Source organism: uncultured Pluralibacter sp., from assembly GCF_913775985.1.
Classification (GTDB): Bacteria; Pseudomonadota; Gammaproteobacteria; order Enterobacterales; family Enterobacteriaceae; genus Pluralibacter.
Genome location: NZ_CAJYMB010000018.1, coordinates 23,560 through 41,947 on the forward strand (window position 1 = coordinate 23,560; position 18,388 = coordinate 41,947).

General features: G+C 58.6%; 16 protein-coding genes and 1 pseudogene. 9 read left to right on the forward strand and 8 right to left on the reverse strand.

Annotated features, from left to right (window positions below):
- Positions 1–21 precede the first annotated feature (21 nt).
- Both znuB and znuC read right to left on the reverse strand, forming a co-directional pair.
- The gene (gene znuB / locus QZ766_RS02960; RefSeq protein WP_297197070.1) at positions 22–807 is read right to left on the reverse strand and encodes a zinc ABC transporter permease subunit ZnuB; all 786 of its coding nucleotides are present in this window, start codon (positions 805–807) and stop codon (positions 22–24) included.
- A complete protein-coding gene (gene znuC, locus QZ766_RS02965; RefSeq protein WP_297197072.1) occupies positions 804–1,559 on the reverse strand; it encodes a zinc ABC transporter ATP-binding protein ZnuC in 756 nt (251 codons plus the stop codon). The genes znuB and znuC overlap by 4 nt, the downstream gene beginning before the upstream one ends.
- Before the next feature lie 78 nt (positions 1,560–1,637).
- On the opposite strand from znuC, the gene znuA reads away from it, so the two are divergent.
- The 3 genes from znuA (at position 1,638) to lpxM (ending at position 4,992) form a co-directional block, all read left to right on the forward strand.
- Positions 1,638–2,582: a zinc ABC transporter substrate-binding protein ZnuA gene (znuA, locus tag QZ766_RS02970; RefSeq protein ID WP_297197074.1), complete on the forward strand. Its 945-nt coding sequence runs from the start codon at positions 1,638–1,640 to the stop codon at positions 2,580–2,582.
- 15 nt (positions 2,583–2,597) lie between these two features.
- Positions 2,598–3,917 carry a murein DD-endopeptidase MepM gene (gene mepM / locus QZ766_RS02975; RefSeq protein WP_297197076.1) on the forward strand — a complete coding sequence of 440 codons (1,320 nt, stop codon included), beginning with the start codon at positions 2,598–2,600 and terminating at the stop codon, positions 3,915–3,917.
- 109 nt (positions 3,918–4,026) lie between these two features.
- Positions 4,027–4,992: a lauroyl-Kdo(2)-lipid IV(A) myristoyltransferase gene (gene lpxM / locus QZ766_RS02980; protein ID WP_297197078.1), complete on the forward strand. Its 966-nt coding sequence runs from the start codon at positions 4,027–4,029 to the stop codon at positions 4,990–4,992.
- Between the two features lie 127 nt (positions 4,993–5,119).
- On the opposite strand, the gene pyk is transcribed toward lpxM, so the two are convergent.
- Together pyk and QZ766_RS02990 are read right to left on the reverse strand one after the other, a co-directional pair.
- Positions 5,120–6,562 carry a pyruvate kinase gene (gene pyk, locus QZ766_RS02985; protein ID WP_297197080.1) on the reverse strand — a complete coding sequence of 481 codons (1,443 nt, stop codon included), beginning with the start codon at positions 6,560–6,562 and terminating at the stop codon, positions 5,120–5,122.
- 123 nt (positions 6,563–6,685) lie between these two features.
- On the reverse strand, positions 6,686–7,555 hold the full coding sequence (locus QZ766_RS02990) for a MurR/RpiR family transcriptional regulator (RefSeq protein WP_297197082.1): 870 nt from the start codon (positions 7,553–7,555) through the stop codon (positions 6,686–6,688).
- 360 nt (positions 7,556–7,915) lie between these two features.
- Here QZ766_RS02990 and zwf point away from each other — a divergent pair, with 360 nt between their 5' ends.
- The 3 genes from zwf to QZ766_RS03005 all read left to right on the forward strand — a co-directional run bounded on the left by zwf (position 7,916) and on the right by QZ766_RS03005 (position 12,096).
- Positions 7,916–9,391, forward strand: coding sequence for a glucose-6-phosphate dehydrogenase (gene zwf, locus QZ766_RS02995; protein ID WP_297197084.1), 1,476 nt, complete (start codon positions 7,916–7,918; stop codon positions 9,389–9,391).
- A gap of 223 nt (positions 9,392–9,614) precedes the next feature.
- Positions 9,615–11,426: a phosphogluconate dehydratase gene (gene edd, locus QZ766_RS03000; protein ID WP_297197086.1), complete on the forward strand. Its 1,812-nt coding sequence runs from the start codon at positions 9,615–9,617 to the stop codon at positions 11,424–11,426.
- 28 nt (positions 11,427–11,454) lie between these two features.
- Complete coding sequence (locus QZ766_RS03005) at positions 11,455–12,096, forward strand: bifunctional 4-hydroxy-2-oxoglutarate aldolase/2-dehydro-3-deoxy-phosphogluconate aldolase (RefSeq protein ID WP_297197088.1); 642 nt, start codon at positions 11,455–11,457, stop codon at positions 12,094–12,096.
- Between the two features lie 45 nt (positions 12,097–12,141).
- Here the strand turns inward: QZ766_RS03005 and purT are convergent, their stop codons facing one another.
- Complete coding sequence (gene purT / locus QZ766_RS03010; protein WP_297197090.1) at positions 12,142–13,326, reverse strand: formate-dependent phosphoribosylglycinamide formyltransferase; 1,185 nt, start codon at positions 13,324–13,326, stop codon at positions 12,142–12,144.
- Positions 13,327–13,569: 243 nt separating this feature from the next.
- Between purT and QZ766_RS03015 the strand changes: the two genes are divergently transcribed.
- Positions 13,570–15,663 carry a prolyl oligopeptidase family serine peptidase gene (locus tag QZ766_RS03015; protein ID WP_297197092.1) on the forward strand — a complete coding sequence of 698 codons (2,094 nt, stop codon included), beginning with the start codon at positions 13,570–13,572 and terminating at the stop codon, positions 15,661–15,663.
- Here the strand turns inward: QZ766_RS03015 and exoX are convergent.
- The 3 genes from exoX to QZ766_RS03030 all read right to left on the reverse strand — a co-directional run bounded on the left by exoX (position 15,635) and on the right by QZ766_RS03030 (position 17,326).
- A complete protein-coding gene (gene exoX / locus QZ766_RS03020; RefSeq protein WP_297197094.1) occupies positions 15,635–16,294 on the reverse strand; it encodes an exodeoxyribonuclease X in 660 nt (219 codons plus the stop codon). The genes QZ766_RS03015 and exoX overlap by 29 nt on opposite strands.
- A gap of 27 nt (positions 16,295–16,321) precedes the next feature.
- Positions 16,322–17,011 (reverse strand): nitrilase-related carbon-nitrogen hydrolase, encoded by a 690-nt coding sequence (locus QZ766_RS03025; protein WP_297197096.1) that lies wholly within the window; start codon positions 17,009–17,011, stop codon positions 16,322–16,324.
- A gap of 84 nt (positions 17,012–17,095) precedes the next feature.
- Complete coding sequence (locus QZ766_RS03030) at positions 17,096–17,326, reverse strand: DNA polymerase III subunit theta (protein WP_297197098.1); 231 nt, start codon at positions 17,324–17,326, stop codon at positions 17,096–17,098.
- A 135-nt stretch (positions 17,327–17,461) separates the two neighbouring features.
- On the opposite strand from QZ766_RS03030, the gene yobA reads away from it, so the two are divergent.
- Entirely contained in the window at positions 17,462–17,836 is a 375-nt protein-coding gene (gene yobA / locus QZ766_RS03035) for a CopC domain-containing protein YobA (protein WP_297197099.1), read from the forward strand.
- Between the two features lie 2 nt (positions 17,837–17,838).
- Positions 17,839–18,388 (forward strand): annotated as a pseudogene (locus QZ766_RS03040) (hypothetical protein); the annotation flags it as partial.

Here is an 18,388-nt window from a genome sequence, read left to right on the forward strand (position 1 = left end):
GCCGCCCGGCGATCGGGCAGCCTATGCGGCGGCTTTCTTACACATGCTGAAGATAAACAGCGCTGCCGCGCAGAGTACCACCGACGGGCCCGCCGGCGTGTCGTAAAACGCAGAGAGCACCAGCCCGCCTGTCACCGCTATCATCCCGACAATAACCGCCAGACCGGCCATCTGTTCCGGCGTGCGCGCGAAGCGTCGCGCGGTGGCGGCGGGAATAATCAGCAGAGATGTGATAATCAGCGCGCCGACAAACTTCATCGCCACGCCAATCGTCAGCGCCGTCACCAGCATCAACAGCAGCTTGACGCGCTGGATCTTCACCCCGTCAACGAAGGCCAGATCCGGGCTGATGGTCATCGACAGCAGATTACGCCACTGCCAGACCAGAATTCCAATCACCACCACCGCGCCGAGGGCGATAGAGATCAGATCCTCGGGCGTTACCGACAGCAGATCGCCAAACAGATAGGCCATTAAGTCGACCCGCACGTTTGACATCAGGCTGACCACAACCAGCCCAAGGGACAGGGCGCTGTGGGCCATAATCCCCAGCAGCGTATCCACTGCCAGGTGAGGGCGGCGTTCCAGAAACACCAGTCCTCCCGCGAGGATCAGGGTAACGGCAATCACCGCGTAAAATGGATTAACGTTAAGCAGCAGGCCAAAGGCGACGCCCAGCAGTGAGGCGTGTGCCAGCGTGTCGCCAAAATAGGACATCCGGCGCCAGACGACAAAAGAGCCCAGCGGGCCCGCGGCGCAGGCAAGCATCATCCCGGCGAGCCAGCCGGGAAGCAGAAGTTCGATCATGAGTTGTTGTTTCCCCGACGCAGGACGATGCGTCCCTGTAAGTCATGGCGGTGGTTGTGCTGGTGGCGATAGATACCGAGCTGCTCGGCACCGCGCGGGCCGAACATGGAGATAAATTCCGGGTGCAGGGCGACGACTGCCGGCGTGCCGGAGCAGCAGATGTGGTGATTGAGGCACAGTACTTCATCGGTCTTGGCCATCACCAGATGCAGATCGTGGGAAACCATCAGTACCCCGCAGTTAAGCTCCCGGCGCAGCTGGTCGATAAGATCGTACAGCGCCACCTGACCATTAACGTCGACGCCCTGGGTTGGTTCGTCGAGCACCAGCAGCTGCGGGGCGTTCAGCAGCGCCCGGGCCAGAAGCACGCGCTGGGTTTCGCCGCCGGAGAGCTTTTGCATCGGCGCTTCGAGCAGATGGCCGGCCTGCACGCGCTTGAGGGCGGGCAGGATATCTGCTTTGCGGGTGCCGGGACGCAGGCGCAGAAAGCGGCTTACGGTGAGCGGTAGCGTAGCGTCCAGATGCAGTTTCTGCGGCACATAGCCGATGCGCAGTTTTGGCTCGCGCGCGATGCGCCCTTCGTCGGGCGCGACCAGTCCGAGCACAACCCGCACCAGGGTAGATTTACCGGCGCCGTTGGGGCCGAGCAGCGTAAGAATTTTACCGGAGGTGAGCGTCAGGGAGATGTCGGACAGCACGCGCCGCGTGCCGAAGCTGACGGCGATATTTTCAAGTGTTACAAGATTGGTCATCACAATTATTGAGTTACATTGGCTGTTAAATGTTATAATATCACGTCAGTTCAAATAATTACGATGGGTTGACGCACAATGTTACATAAATATACGGTTCTTTGCGCTGCACTTTCCACCGCGCTGTGGGCATCAAGTGTAACACACTCCGGGGCAGCCGTTGTTGCCTCCCTCAAACCGGTAGGGTTTATCGCTTCAGCTATCGCAGATGGCGTAACTGATACCGAAGTTTTACTGCCTGATGGTGCCTCTGAACACGATTACTCCCTCCGTCCATCCGATGCAAAACGCTTAAAAAACGCCGACTTAGTGGTCTGGATAGGTCCCGAAATGGAGGCCTTTATGGATAAGTCGGCGAGCAAGTTTCCGGAAGCCAAAAAGGTAACGATTGCCTCTCTGCCTGGGGTGAAGCCGCTGTTGCTGAAAGGCGCTGATAATGACGAAGAGGAGCATGGGCATTCTCATGCTTCAGGTGAAAAGAGTGACCACGATCACCATCACGGTGAATACAACATGCATCTGTGGCTTTCGCCAGAGATAGCGCGGCTCTCAGCGGTTGCAATCCACGATAAATTAGTGGAACTTATGCCGCAAAGTCGAGCCAAACTTGACGCTAACCTGAAGGCGTTTGAGGCACAATTAGCCTCAACCGATACGCAGGTTAGTCACGAGCTGGCACCGCTGAAAGGTAAAGGGTACTTCGTTTTTCATGATGCTTATGGCTATTTTGAGAAACACTACGGGCTGACCTCAATGGGGCATTTTACCGTCAACCCTGAAATACAGCCTGGTGCGCAGCGTTTACATGAAATAAGAACACAGCTGGTTGAGCATAAAGCGACTTGCGTTTTTGCTGAGCCACAGTTCAGGCCGGCCGTGGTTGAAGCGGTTGCGCGCGGCACCTCCGTTCGAATGGGAACGCTGGATCCGCTGGGCACCGATATCAAGCTGGGTAAATCGAGCTATTCGCAGTTCCTTACCCAGCTGGCCAACCAATATTCAAGCTGCCTGAAGGGAGATTAACGAGGAAGTGAATACGTGCAACAGATAGCCCGCTCTGTCGCCCTGGCATTTAATAATTTGCCGCGACCCCACCGCGTGATGCTGGGGTCGCTGACGGTTTTAACGCTCGCGGTCGCCGTCTGGCGGCCCTACATCTACCATCCCGACTCGGCGCCTGTTATCAGGACTATCGAGCTTGAAAAGAAAGAGATCCGCTCTCTGCTGCCGGAAGCCAGCGAACCTATCGATCAGTCCGCGCAGGAAGACGAAGCTATTCCGCAGGACGAACTGGACGACAAAACCGAAAACGAAGCGGGCGTCCATGAATATGTCGTTTCTACCGGCGATACTCTCAGCAGCGTGCTCAATCAGTACGGCATTGATATGAGCGAAATCAGCAAGCTTGCCGCGTCAGATAAAGAGCTGCGCAACCTTAAAATTGGCCAGCAGCTCTCCTGGACCCTGACCGCGGATGGCGATCTGCAGCGTCTTACCTGGGAGATGTCCCGTCGCGAAACCCGCACCTACGATCGCGTTGCCACCGGCTTTAAAATGAGCAGCGAGGTGCAGCAGGGCGACTGGGTGAACCGCGTCATGAACGGCACCGTCGGCGCGAGCTTTGTCGCCAGCGCCCGCAGTGCGGGCCTGACCAGCGCCGAAGTCGGCGCGGTGATCAAGGCGATGCAGTGGCAGATGGATTTCCGCAAGCTGAAGAAAGGCGATCAATTCTCAGTGCTGATGTCGCGGGAAATGCTCGACGGCAAGCGCGAGCAGAGCCAGCTTCTCGGCGTGCGCCTGCGCGCTGACGGCAAAGATTACTACGCTATCCGCGCGGAAGACGGTAAATTCTACGATAAGAGCGGTACCGGTCTGGCGAAGGGCTTTTTGCGCTTCCCCACCTCGCGCCAGTTCCGCGTATCCTCAAACTTCAATCCGCGCCGCATAAATCCGGTTACCGGACGCGTTGCGCCGCACCGCGGTGTTGACTTCGCCATGCCGCAGGGCACGCCAGTGCTGTCGGTGGGCGACGGCGAAGTGGTGGTTGCCAAGCGCAGCGGCGCCGCCGGCTACTATGTTGCTATTCGCCACGGCCGTACCTACACCACGCGCTATATGCACCTGCGTAAAATTCTGGTGCAGCCGGGGCAGAAAATTAAGCGCGGCGACCGCATTGCGCTTTCAGGCAATACCGGGCGCTCTACCGGTCCGCATCTGCATTATGAAGTGTGGATCAACCAGCAGGCGGTGAATCCGCTTACTGCCAAGCTGCCGCGTACCGAAGGTCTCACCGGCTCGGATCGTCGCGATTACCTGGCGCAGGTTAAGGACGTCGCTCCGCAGCTGCGTTTTGACTAACTGCTGACCGTACAAAGCCGATTCCCCGGGGGGATCGGCTTTTTCTTTTGTGCGATGTCCGGCGCATCGCTACACTGTCCAACACTCTTTTAAGTACGATTCTGGGCGCATGGAAACCAAAAAAACCAATAATGAATTTATTCCCCGCTTTGAAAAGGCATTTCTTCATCCTCGCTACTGGGGATCCTGGCTGGGGGTAGGTGCCTTTGCCGGGCTTGCCCTGATGCCGCCAGCGCTTCGTGACCCCTTGCTGGGCGGACTGGGCCGCCTGGTGGGTCGACGGGCCGGCAGCGCGCGGCGCAGGGCGCAAATCAATCTCCTCTACTGTTTCCCCGAAAAGAGCGAAAGCGAGCGTGAAGCAATCATTGATGCCATGTTTGCCGCCGCGCCGCAGGCGATGGCGATGATGGCCGAACTGGCGCTTCGCAATCCGCAGAAACTGGCTTCGCGCATTGACTGGCAGGGGCTGGAGATTATCGAGGAGATGGAGCGCAACAATGAGCGCGTTATTTTTCTGGTACCGCACGGCTGGGGCGTGGATATTCCGGCGATGCTGATGGCGTCGCGGGGGCAAAAAATGGCGGCCATGTTCCACAACCAGGGAAACCCCGTTTTAGACTACGTCTGGAATAGCGTGCGCCGCCGCTTTGGCGGACGCCTGCACGCCCGCAATGACGGCATTAAGCCGTTTATTCAGTCGGTGCGTCAGGGATACTGGGGCTACTATCTGCCCGACCAGGATCACGGCAGGGAACACAGCGAGTTCGTGGACTTTTTTGGCACCTATAAGGCGACGCTTCCGGCAGTCGGTCGGCTGATGAAGGTCTGCAAAGCGCGGGTGGTTCCGCTGTTTCCAGTTTATAACGGCGAAACGCATCGCCTGACGGTTGAGGTTCGCCCGCCGATGGACGATCTGCTGACCGCCGATGACGCCACCATTGCCCGGCGCATGAATGAGGAAGTGGAGATTTTTGTTGGTCCCCATACCGAGCAGTACACCTGGATCCTCAAGCTGCTGAAAACCCGCAAGCCCGGCGAGATCCAGCCCTACAAGCGCAAAGATTTATACCGCTAGCGCGGTACTCTGCATTGAACGGGGCGTATTTTGTATTGATGCAGCGTTCAACCGCAGAGAAATAAAAAGCCCGGTGCTGATATTCATCAGCCACCGGGCTTTTTGGTTTAACGTGAATTAACGTCGATTATTCAACGGTCAGAATGCGGGTGGTGTTGGTAGATCCCACCGTGCCCATCACGTCTCCCTGGGTCACGATAACCAGATCTCCGGACATCAGATAGCCTTTATCGCGCAGCATGTTTACCGCATCGTTAGCCGCAGCAACGCCGTCAGTAGCGCTGTCCACCAGTACCGGCGTAACGCCGCGGTACAGCGCCGTCAGGTTGAGGGTACTTTCGTGGCGGGACATCGCAAAGATCGGCAGGCCGGAGCTAATGCGCGAAGTCATCAGCGCGGTGCGGCCTGATTCAGTCATGGTGATGATCGCCGTAATGCCTTTCAGGTGGTTAGCGGCGTACATGGCCGACATCGCCAGCGCTTCTTCAACATTGTCGAACTGGACGTCGAGGCGGTGCTTGGAGACGTTGACGCTCGGAATTTTTTCCGCGCCCAGGCAAACCCGGGCCATGGCCGCCACGGTTTCTGCCGGATACTGGCCGGCGGCGGTTTCTGCGGAGAGCATCACCGCATCGGTGCCGTCCAGCACGGCGTTAGCCACGTCCATAACCTCCGCGCGGGTTGGCATCGGGTTAGTGATCATCGATTCCATCATCTGGGTGGCGGTGATCACCGCGCGGTTGAGCTGGCGGGCCCGGCGGATCAGCGCTTTCTGAATGCCCACCAGTTCCGGATCGCCGATTTCAACACCCAGATCGCCGCGGGCGACCATCACCACGTCGGAGGCGAGGATAATATCGTCCATCGCGTCCTGGCTGCATACCGCTTCTGCGCGCTCGACTTTGGCCACAATTTTGGCATTGCAGCCCGCTTCCTGTGCCAGGCGGCGGGCATAGTTAAGATCCTCGCCGCAGCGCGGGAAGGAGACGGCAAGGTAGTCAACGCCAATCAGCGCCGCGGTTTTGATGTCGGCTTTGTCTTTTTCGGTCAGGGCTTCGGCGGAGAGACCGCCGCCGAGCTTGTTGATGCCCTTGTTGTTTGACAGCGGGCCGCCGACGGTGACTTCAGTGAAAACTTTCAGGCCCTGAACTTCCAGCACCTTCAGCTGCACGCGACCGTCGTCGAGCAGCAGGATATCGCCCGGCACAACGTCTGCAGGCAGGCCCTTATAGTCGATACCGACTTTCTCTTTATCGCCTTCGCCTTTTTCAAGATTGGCATCGAGCAGGAATTTATCACCGACATTGAGGAACACTTTACCTTCTTTGAAGGTGGAGACGCGGATCTTCGGTCCCTGTAGATCGCCGAGGATAGCCACGTGGCGCCCCAGCTTTGCCGCTATTTCACGGACTTTATCGGCGCGCAGCTTATGATCTTCCGCAGTGCCGTGAGAAAAGTTCATGCGAACCACGTTTGCGCCGGCGGCGATGACTTTTTCAAGATTGTTATCGCGGTCGGTTGCCGGGCCTAAGGTGGTGACGATTTTAGTTCTGCGAAGCCTTCTGGACATGTATTACTCCGTTGATGAAACTATTTGGTGTCAAAAGAACAGATATCTGCAAGGTCCATTCGCGAAAATCCATTCAGGAACTTAACCGAATGTACCAATGTGTGACAATATTGTTATAAAAATTTACTCGCGGCTGCCGCCTGACGTTAGTGCTTTATCAAACCGCGATTCCTTCAATGCTTCTTTGACCCGCTTCAAGTTATCCCTGAATTTAGCCCCGCGCCGCAGGGTGAAGCCGGTTGCCAGTACGTCGATGACCGTGAGCTGTGCGAGGCGGGAGACCATTGGCATGTAAATGTCGGTATCTTCCGGTACGTTCAGCGTAATGGCCAGCGATGCTTCCTGCGCCAGCGGCGTATCCGGGGAGGTGAGGGCAATCACCATTGCGTCATTTTCCCGCACCAGTTGTGCCAGCTCCACCAGGCTTTTGGTCCTGCCGGTATGGGAGATAAGGACCACCACGTCATTCTCGTTACAGTTCATGCAGCTCATGCGCTGTACCACGATATCCTCTGAATAGATGACCGGAACATTAAAGCGTAAAAATTTGTTCATGGCGTCGTGGGCCACTGCAGCGGACGATCCCAGTCCAAAAAAGGCGACGCGCTTGGCCTGGGTCAGCAGATCGACAGCGCGGTTAACCACCGCCATATCCAGCGAATGGCGCACCTGGTCAAGGCTCGCCATCGCCGATTCGAAGATTTTTCCGGTGTAGGCGTCTACGCTGTCATTTTCATCAACGTTGCGGTTTACGTACGGCGTGCCGTTGGCAAGGCTTTGCGCCAGGTGGAGCTTAAAGTCCGGGAAGCCGCGGGTTTCCATGCTGCGACAGAAGCGGTTAACGGTAGGTTCACTGACGGCGGCCTGCTGTGCCAGCGCGGCGATGCTGGCATGTATTGCCTGCGCCGGGGCGGCAAGGATAATCTCGGCTACTTTACGCTCGGATTTGCTAAGGGCATCAAGACGGGACTGAATTTTTTCCAGCATGTTCATTGATAGCGGGCACCTGAGGTTAAAAGTGATTTCAATAATGGATGAAATCGACGTACATTCTGGAGAGAATATACCTTTGCGGCAGACAGAATAGCGAAAGAAAGTACGTAGTTTGTGTTGTTTTTTTTCATTACATGATCGAAGTCGACTTTCTATTTTTATTAATTAAAGTGTGTTAAGTGCCTTAAATCAGGCAGTTGACGATTGCGGGAACGCCTTTTTTTCCAGAAATGCCTTTAATCGTTTTCACCGCACGATCGGGGTTCCAGCAAATACGTAAACACAGTACAGTGCGTTGTAATAAAGTTACGAAAGAGCGGCCGACGTTACGTTCGGCCAGGCTAACTTAAGGAGAATGACATGGCGGTAACGCAAACGGCTCAGGCATGCGATCTGGTCATTTTCGGCGCGAAGGGCGACCTGGCGCGTCGAAAACTGCTGCCCTCTCTGTATCAGCTGGAGAAGGCAGGACAAATCAATCCTGAAACCCGGATCATCGGCGTTGGGCGGGCCGAATGGGACAAAGCGGCCTACACCAAAGTGGTGCGCGAGGCGCTGGAAACCTTCATGAAAGAAAAAATTGATGAAGGTTTATGGGAGGCCCTCAGCGCCCGTCTTGATTTCTGCAATCTCGACGTTAACGACACCAAGTCCTTTACCCGGCTGGGTAAAATGCTCGATCAGAAAAACCGCGTCACCATCAACTACTTTGCGATGCCGCCGGGAACCTTCGGCGCTATCTGTAAAGGCCTGGGAGCGGCAAAGCTAAATGCCTCGCCGGCTCGCGTCATTATGGAAAAACCGCTCGGCACCTCTCTTGCAACATCCCGCGAAATCAATGACCAGGTTGGTGAGTTCTTCGAAGAGAGCCAGGTCTACCGTATCGACCACTATCTGGGTAAAGAGACGGTACTCAACCTGCTGGCGCTGCGCTTTGCTAACTCGCTGTTCGTCAACAACTGGGATTCGCGCACTATCGACCATGTTGAGATTACGGTTGCGGAAGAAGTGGGCATCGAAGGCCGCTGGGGCTACTTTGACCAGGCGGGCCAGATGCGTGACATGATCCAGAATCACCTTCTGCAGATCCTGTGCATGATCGCGATGTCTCCGCCGTCTGAACTTAACGCCGACAGCATCCGCGATGCCAAAGTGAAAGTGCTGAAATCCCTTCGCCGTATCGACCGCTCGAACGTGCGCGAGAAAACCGTCCGCGGCCAGTACACCGCCGGCTTTGCCCAGGGCAAAAAAGTGCCGGGCTATCTGGAAGAAGAGGGCGCGAATAAGAGTAGCAGCACCGAAACTTTCGTCGCCATCCGCGTGGATATCGACAACTGGCGCTGGGCGGGCGTGCCGTTCTACCTGCGCACCGGCAAGCGTCTGCCGACTAAATGTTCTGAGGTCGTGGTCTATTTCAAAACGCCAAAACTGAACCTGTTTAAAGATTCCTGGCAGGAGCTGCCGCAGAACAAGCTGACCATTCGCCTGCAGCCGGACGAAGGCGTCGATATCCAGATCCTCAACAAAGTGCCGGGGCTGGATCACAAGCACAACCTGCAAACCACCAAGCTCGATCTGAGCTGGTCTGAAACCTTCAATCAGACGCACCTGGCCGACGCCTACGAGCGCCTGCTGCTGGAAAGCATGCGCGGCATTCAGGCGCTGTTCGTGCGCCGCGACGAGGTGGAAGAGGCGTGGAAGTGGGTCGACTCCATTACTGAAGCCTGGACTGCCGATCAGGATGCGCCGAAACCGTATCAGGCCGGCAGCTGGGGCCCGGTTGCTTCCGTGGCAATGATCACCCGCGACGGCCGCTCCTGGAACGAGTTTGAGTAACGATCAAAAGTGATACCGCGCGCATTTTACCGGTAACATGATCTGACGCACTATCTCTTCTTAAATTTCTACTTTCTAAGCCCCAAGGATTCACCTTTGGGGCTTTTTTAACTACACTGTTTGTAGTTGAATTGCCCTCCAGCCCGCATCGGTAGCGAACCTTCCCACTTTCACGAAGCTAACGCCATCCGCCGTGCGGGCAGTATGAATTTAAGGAGCCACTATGAATCCAGCATTGTTACGGGTAACAAATCGAATCATCGAACGCTCGCGCGAGACGCGAAATGCCTATCTGGCCCGCATCGAGCAGGCAAAATCCTCCACCGTTCAGCGCTCAAGCCTGGCCTGCGGTAATCTGGCCCACGGTTTTGCCGCCTGCCAGCCTGATGACAAGGCATCGCTGAAGAGCATGCTGCGTAACAATATTGCGATTATCACCTCCTATAACGACATGCTGTCGGCCCACCAGCCCTACGAACACTACCCTGAAATCATTCGCAAAGCCCTGCACAGCGTAAATGCGGTCGGGCAGGTTGCGGGCGGCGTTCCGGCGATGTGCGACGGTGTGACCCAGGGCCAGGACGGGATGGAGTTGTCGCTGCTGAGCCGCGAAATCATTGCCATGTCCACGGCAATTGGCCTTTCCCACAATATGTTTGACGGCGCGCTGTACCTCGGCGTATGCGACAAAATTGTCCCGGGCTTGACCATGGCCGCGCTGTCGTTTGGTCATCTGCCGTCAGTGTTTATTCCGTCAGGCCCGATGGCCAGCGGCCTTGCCAACAAAGAGAAAGTGCGCATTCGCCAGCTCTACGCGGAAGGGAAAGTGGACCGCATGGCGCTGCTGGAGTCTGAAGCGGCTTCCTATCACGCGCCGGGCACCTGTACCTTCTACGGCACCGCCAACACCAACCAGATGGTTATCGAGTTTATGGGCATGCAGCTGCCGGGCTCCTCATTCGTGCATCCGGACGCGCCGCTGCGCCAGGCCCTGACCGAAGCGGCTGCCCGCCAGGTCACCCGCATGACCGGCAACGGTAATGAATGGATGCCGCTCGGCAAAATGTTTAATGAAAAAGTGGTGGTTAACGGGATTGTGGCTCTGCTGGCTACCGGCGGCTCCACTAACCACACCATGCACCTGGTGGCGATGGCGCGTGCGGCGGGGATCATCATCAACTGGGACGACTTCTCTGAGATTTCCGATATTGTTCCGCTGATGGCGCGCCTGTATCCGAACGGCCCGGCGGACATTAACCACTTCCAGGCGGCGGGCGGCGTGCCGGTGCTGGTGCGCGAGCTGCTGAAAGGCGGCCTGCTGCATGAAGATGTGGATACCGTTGCCGGTCACGGCCTGTCCCGCTACACCATGGAGCCGTGGCTCAACAATGGCGAGCTGGACTGGCGCGAAGGCGCAGCCGCCTCGCTGGACGACGCGGTGATTGCCTCGTTTGACAAACCGTTCTCCCATCACGGCGGCACCAAAGTGCTGAGCGGCAATCTTGGCCGCGCGGTCATGAAAACCTCCGCCGTGCCGGTTGAGAATCAGATTATCGAAGCGCCTGCCGTGATTTTTGAAAGCCAGCACGACGTGGTCCCCGCGTTTGAGGCCGGCCTGCTGGATAAAGATTGCGTAGTCGTCGTGCGCTACCAGGGCCCGAAAGCCAACGGTATGCCAGAATTACATAAACTTATGCCGCCGTTGGGTGTATTATTGGACCGCCGTTTCAAAATTGCGCTGGTCACCGACGGCCGCCTCTCCGGCGCATCCGGTAAAGTGCCTTCCGCGATCCACGTCACCCCGGAGGCTTACGACGGTGGCCTGCTGGCTAAAGTTCGCGATGGCGATATGATTCGCGTCAACGGCCAGACCGGCGAGCTAACGCTGCTGGTGGATGACGCCGAGCTGGCGGCGCGCAAGCCGCACGTGCCAGACCTGCACGCTTCCCGCGTGGGTACCGGCCGCGAACTGTTCGGCGCACTGCGGGAGAATTTCTCCGGCGCAGAGCAGGGCGCAACCTGCATCAAATTCTAATCTATCGATTTGGCGAGAGAACACTCTGATGAAAAACAACTGGAAAACAACCGCAGAAGCAATCCTCACCACCGGCCCGGTCGTACCAGTGATCGTGGTTAAAAAACTGGAGCATGCGGTACCGATGGCGAAGGCGCTGGTAGCCGGCGGCGTGCGCGTGCTGGAAGTGACCCTGCGCACCGAGTGCGCGCTGGATGCCATCCGCGCCATTGCGAAAGAAGTACCGGATGCTATCGTGGGTGCGGGTACCGTGACCAACGTACAGCAGCTGAAAGACGTTACTGACGCGGGCGCGCAGTTTGCTATCAGCCCGGGCCTGACCGATTCACTCCTGAAAGCGGCAACCGAAGGCACTATCCCGCTGATCCCGGGTATCAGCACCGTGTCTGAACTGATGCTGGGCATGAGCTACGGCCTGAAAGAGTTTAAATTCTTCCCGGCGGAAGCCAACGGTGGCGTGAAAGCGCTGCAGGCCATTGCCGGCCCGTTCGGCCACATCCGCTTCTGCCCGACCGGCGGTATCTCCCCGGCTAACTACCGCGACTACCTGGCGCTGAAAAGCGTGCTGTGCATTGGCGGCTCCTGGCTGGTGCCGGCCGATGCGCTGGAAGCGGGCGACTACGATCGCATTACTAAAATCGCTCGCGAAGCGGTTGAAGGCGCGAAGTAAGCCCCTTATAAGCGCAGCGCCGTCTGGCGCTGCGCTTTGCCTCGATTAATCCCCTGACGTCACCTCTACCGCAGCGGCCGCTTTTTTAGCCCGCGCAACGGCCTCTTCCACGCTCTCACCCGCGGCCAGCGCCACGCCAAGCCGGCGCGAACCGGCAATGTCCGGCTTGCCGAACAGGCGCAGCTGAATCCCGGCGTCCAGCGCCGCGTCAAGATGGTTAAAAATCACGTTACCGCTGTTCAGCGTCGGCAAAATCACCGCCGAGGCGGACGGGCCGTACTGGCGAATGCTGCCCACCGGCAGGCCGAGGAAGGCGCGCACGTGCAGAGCGAACTCTGACAGATCCTGAGAAATTAGCGTTACCATCCCGGTATCGTGCGGGCGGGGGGACACTTCGCTGAAAATGACCTCGTCGCCGCAAATAAACAGCTCCACGCCAAACAGGCCGTACCCGCCGAGGGCCAGCACTACCTCGCGGGCGATCTCGCCGGCCCGCTGCAGCGCGAGCGGGCTCATCTGCTGCGGCTGCCACGATTCGCGGTAGTCGCCGTCCTCCTGACGGTGGCCGATGGGCGCGCAGAAGTGAACGCCGTCTGAGGCGCTGACGGTGAGCAGGGTTATCTCAACGTCAAACGTCACCAGCCCTTCGACAATCACTTTTCCGGCCCCGGCGCGGCCGCCCTGCTGGGCATACTGCCAGGCGGTGCTGAGCTGGTCGGCGCTGCGGATCAGGCTCTGGCCCTTGCCTGATGAACTCATCACCGGCTTGACGATGCAGGGCAGGCCAATGTCGCTGACGGCGGCGCGAAAATCTTCTTCGCTGTCGGCAAAGCGGTAGGGGGAAGTGGGCAGCCCGAGCGTTTCGGCAGCCAGGCGGCGGATGCCCTCCCGGTTCATGGTCAACTTTGCGGCGCTGGCAGTAGGAACGACTTTTTGCCCGGCCTGCTCCAGCGCCACCAGCGTGTCGGTGGCGATAGCTTCAATCTCCGGCACGATGTAGTCCGGCTTTTCCCGGTGCACCAGCGCTTCCAGCGCTGCGCCATCCAGCATATTGATAACGTAGCTGCGGTGCGCCACGTGCATCGCCGGCGCGTCGGCGTAGCGATCGACGGCAATAACCTCAACCCCCAGACGCTGGCACTCGATGGCCACCTCTTTACCCAGCTCGCCGGACCCCAGCAGCATTACTTTTGTCGCCGCCGGACGCAGCGCGGTACCCAGAATTGTCATAAGCCGATCCCCGTAAAAAATTCGGCCGTAGTATATACGAAAACGTTTGCGTGTGTCTTCTCGCGGATAGTGAAGCATCCCGGGCTCGCTAACCTTCAGTCGGTAAATATGCAGATAGCCTGTACCTCACGCGCTGCGGGGCCATAAAAGCAGGCGGCTCAGCCAAGTGCGCACATCTTTTGCTTGCAACTTTCTCAACATTTGCCACCCTGAAAGCAACTTAAGCAGCAGAAGAACAGCCTAATGCCACCTAAAGCACCTCAGCATCCGCACACCATGACGATCAACGGCGACACTCGCATCGACAACTATTACTGGCTGCGGGACGATACCCGCGCGCGGCCGGAAGTCATCGATTACCTGCGCCAGGAAAACGACTACTGCCGGGAGAGGTTGATGCCGCAGCAGGCGCTACAGGCGGAGGTGCTGAAAGAAATTATCGCCCGCATCCCCGAGCGTGAGGTGTCTGCTCCTTACGTCATCAACGGCTATCGCTATCGCCAGGTGTACGAGCCGCAGTGCGAATATGCCCTGCACCAGCGCCAGCCCGCCGACAGGATGGAGACCGACCCCTGGGAGCTGCTGATAGACGGTAACGCGCGGGCGGCGGACAGCGAGTTTTATTCTCTGGGCGGCCTGAGCATCTCCCCGGATAACCGTATGATGGCGGTGGCAGAAGATTTTCTCTCCCGCCGGCAGTACGCGCTGCGCCTCAAAAATCTGGCGGACGACAGCTGGTATCCCGAGGTACTGGAAAATATCTCCCCCGGCAGCGTCTGGACCAATGATTCCTCCGCGTTTTACTACGTGCGTAAAGAGCCGACCACGCTGCTGCCTTACCAGGTCTGGCGCCACCGCCCCGGTACGCCGGAGTCAGACGACCAGCTGGTGTATGAAGAGCAAGACGACACCTTTTATGTCGGCCTGCACAAAACCAGCTCAAGGCGCTACATCGTGATTCATCTCTCCAGCGCCACCAGCAGCGAGATGCTTTTGCTGGACGCGGAAGATCCGCAGGCCGAGCCGCGCTGCTTTCTGGCGCGGCAAAAAGACCGGGAGTACAACCTCGATCACTTTAAGCAGCACTTCTATATACGCTCGAACCGCGACGGTAAAAATTTTGGCCTCTACCGCACTGCGCTGCCCGGCGAAGCGGCCTGGGAGACGCTTATCCCCGCGCGCGGCGAGGTGATGCTGGAGGATTTCTCACTGTTTACCGACTGGCTGGTGGTGCAGGAGCGCGAGAACGGCCTGACCCGCCTGCGGCAGATACATCACCGCACCCGCGAAGCGCGGGATATCACGTTTGACGATCCGACCTACGTCACCTGGATTGCCTGGAATCCGGAAGCGGAAACCCGCCGGCTGCGCTACGGATACTCGTCCATGACCACGCCGGATACGCTGTTCGAGCTGGATATGGACACCGGCGAGCGGGTGGTGCTCAAGCAGCAGGAGGTAAAAGGCTTCGACGCGGCGCTGTATAAAAGCGAGCGCCTGTGGGTTACCGCCCGGGACGGCGTGCAGGTGCCGGTAAGTCTGGTGTACCGCCGGGACAGCTTTCACCGCGGAGAGAACCCGCTGCTGGTATATGGCTACGGTTCCTACGGCTCCAGCATTGATGCCGATTTTAGCGCCAGCCGACTGAGCCTGCTCGATCGCGGCTTTGTCTATGCCATTGCCCACGTGCGCGGCGGCGGCGAGCTGGGGCAGCAGTGGTATGAAGACGGCAAATTTCTGCTTAAAAAAAATACCTTTAACGACTATCTCGACGTGTGCGACGTGCTGCTGGCGCAGGGCTACGGCAGCCCGGCGCGCTGCTACGGTATGGGCGGCAGCGCAGGAGGATTGCTGATGGGTGCCGCAATTAACGCGCGCCCTGAGCTGTTTCACGGCGTGGTGGCGCAGGTGCCGTTTGTTGACGTGCTGACCACCATGCTCGATGAATCTATCCCCCTGACCACCGGCGAGTTCGAGGAGTGGGGCAATCCTCAGGATCCCGAGTATTACCGCTATATAAAAAGCTACAGCCCCTATGACAACGTCACTGCCGGACGCTACCCGCATCTGCTGGTCACCACCGGGCTGCATGATTCCCAGGTTCAGTACTGGGAGCCGGCCAAGTGGGTGGCGAAGCTGCGGGAGCTGAAAACGGACGATAGCCTGCTGCTGCTCTGTACCGACATGGATGCAGGTCACGGCGGCAAGTCCGGGCGTTTTAAGGGATATGAAGATGTGGCGATGGAGTGCAGCTTTCTGATCGCGCTGGCCCGGGGGATCCTGCCGGGCCAGACGCGCGCGCCAGACGCTACTCCCCAAGCCAGTGGCGCAGAGTGAGGCGCAGTTCCGGGCTCATGCTGGTGAGATTGTTATTAAGCCAGCGCAGGTAGCCCGGATCTTTCTGGGCTACTTCTTCTACCGACTTGCCGCGATATTTACCGAAGCTGAAGGTGGTAATCAGCCCGGGACGGCCGGTGATGTCGAGCATCTGCTCCGGCGTCCAGCCGGACTCCCGAATAATGTCCAGCAGCAGCGCGGCGGTAATATAGCAGTCGTACAGCGCCCTGTGCTGGTGGAGCCCGGCGGGCGTTTCGACGCTGAGCCGGCGGGATTTGTAGAGCGCCATATTGCTGTATTTGATCCCCGGCCACAGGCGGCGGGCGAGCTTCATGGTGCAGATCCACTCGCCGTGCATCTCCGGAAGCACCCGACGATCGAAGCTGGCGTTGTGCGCGACGTACCAGCGGCTTCCCTGATAGTGGGGCACCACCTCTTCAATCCACGGCTGATTGGCCACCATCTCTTCAGTAATGCGGTGGATGGTCATTGCCTGGTGCGAGATAGGCCGGTCCGGGCGGACCAGGTGACTCATTGGATTAGTAATAGTACCGTCGACGATATCCACGGAGGCGATTTCGACGATGCCTCCCTGAAGACCGCAGGTTTCGGTATCGATAACGCGTAGCATGGCGCTCTCCCGGCCAAAAGGAGCAGGTTAGGCGCCGCAGGCTATTTCGTCAATGGGCGCCGGACAGGCGCTGAGGGGGATCAGGTCACCCTGCCAGCCGCTGGCGCTCTGGCGGCCAACCAGCAGCAGCTCGCCGGCGTCGGCCCGTACGATCAGCCGCCCGTTTTCATCCCACAGGGCGCTGCCCCCCGCGTAGTTAGACTTCAGCACGGCGATCGCGTATTTGTGCGCCACGCGCTGCAGCTTCTGCACGGACTGCTGCTGCTGACAGCCGCAGGTGCAGGTACCTATGCCGAGGAGGGACGCCTGCTCCGGCAGCTCGCTCGGGTCGTCGGGGGTTGGAAAGTGCTGGGTGCACCCGGACTGCGGGTTGAGACAGGCGCTTTGTCCCGGGTAGAAGGCGGTTGCCGTTTCCGCGTCAGGTGAAAAAATGGCGACCCCGGGCTGGCGCACGCCGCCCGCGTCTACCGGTACGCCGGCGATAATCGCCATGCCGTAACGGCGCGCGGCCCGTGCCAGAGGCTGGAGTAGTGACCTGTCCGGCGAGGGAGGCAGCGCGTCGGTGCAGGCTCCGGTGAGCGATAATTCGGGGAACAGCAGGGCGTCGCAGTGCTGAGAAGCCGCCGCCCGCACGAAACGCAGGTGGTTGGCGATTTTTTCAGCAAGGGTCTGGCCGCAGTCCTCATACTGCGCTGCGGCAATGGTCCATTCACGCATCGTGGCTTCCTTTCACTTAGTTACTTAGGACTATTCTTGGATATTAGCAGGCTACGCGTAAGGAAGTGTAACAATCAGTAATAATTATTTCTGCCGAGGTTCGTACGGCAGTCGTGACAGATTAACGGAGGCCAGCCGGTGGGCGATAAGACGCTCGCGAAACCAGTCGCGCAGGTGGGCGGGCTGCTCGCGCTCGACGACTTCAGCCACAATCGGCATGTTATAGCGCTCTTTAAAGGCGACGCCGGCGGCGGCCAGATCGACGTTGATTTTGTCCATTTCCTGCTGGGGAAGGCGGGCCAGGTTGGTTTCCATTAGATACTCCTCTGTTTCTGCGCCAGACGTTACTGAGAGCGGGCGGAAATAGCAAGCCCGGGCGGCGAATCTCGACGCCAGCAGTATACAGCGTTATTCTCTCTGGCAGATAAACACCTACAAGGAATGGACAACATGAAACCTGCAGCTCGCCGCATCCTGCACGCCGGAATTTTTCTCGTCTCTTTAACCGCCGCCGCGGGCGCTTTTGCCCACGCGCATCTTAAACAGCAGCAGCCCGCCGAGAACGCGGAAGTTAGCGTATCGCCGCAGCAGCTGACGCTGGGCTTCTCCGAAGGGGTTGAGGATAAGTTCAGCGGCGTCACGCTGACCGGGCCTAACGGCTCTGCCGTTGCTACCGGCGAGGCCAAACGCAGCCCGGACAACATCACTCAGCTGATCGTGCCGGTCAAGCAGGCGCTGGATGCGGGAACCTATACGGTCAGCTGGCACGTCGTGTCGGTGGACGGCCACAAAACCAAAGGGCAGTACCGCTTCAGCGTAAAATAATCGTGCTTGCTTCACTGTACGTCGGACTGAGGCTGCTCCATTTTGCAGCGCTAATGGCGGCTTTCGGCTATGCGCTGTTTGGCGCCTGGTGGGCGCCACGTCCGCTGCGCCGGCTGCTGTCTTTACGTTTTGACAATCTTCTGCGCGGCGCGCTGCTGACCAGCGCTGCCACCGCCACGCTGATGCTGATGGTGCAGGGCGGACAGATGGGGAACGGCTGGGCGGATGTCGCGAACCCGGATATCTGGCTCGCGGTGTGCCAAACCCGCTTCGGCAGTGTCTGGATCTGGCAGATTATTCTGGCGTGGATCGCTGTTGCAGCAGTCTGCATTAAGCCGCCGCGCTTTGCGCCGCTGCTGCTGATGCTCTGCATCGGCCAGCTGATCCTGCTGGCGAGCGTCGGGCACGCCGCGATGCATGATGGGCTCACCGGCGTTGTGCAGCGCCTCAATCACACCGTACATCTGATCTGCGCGGGCGCGTGGCTCGGCGGGCTGGTGCCGTTCCTTTACTGCCTGCGGCTGGCCCGCGGGCGCTGGCAGCAGGCGGCAG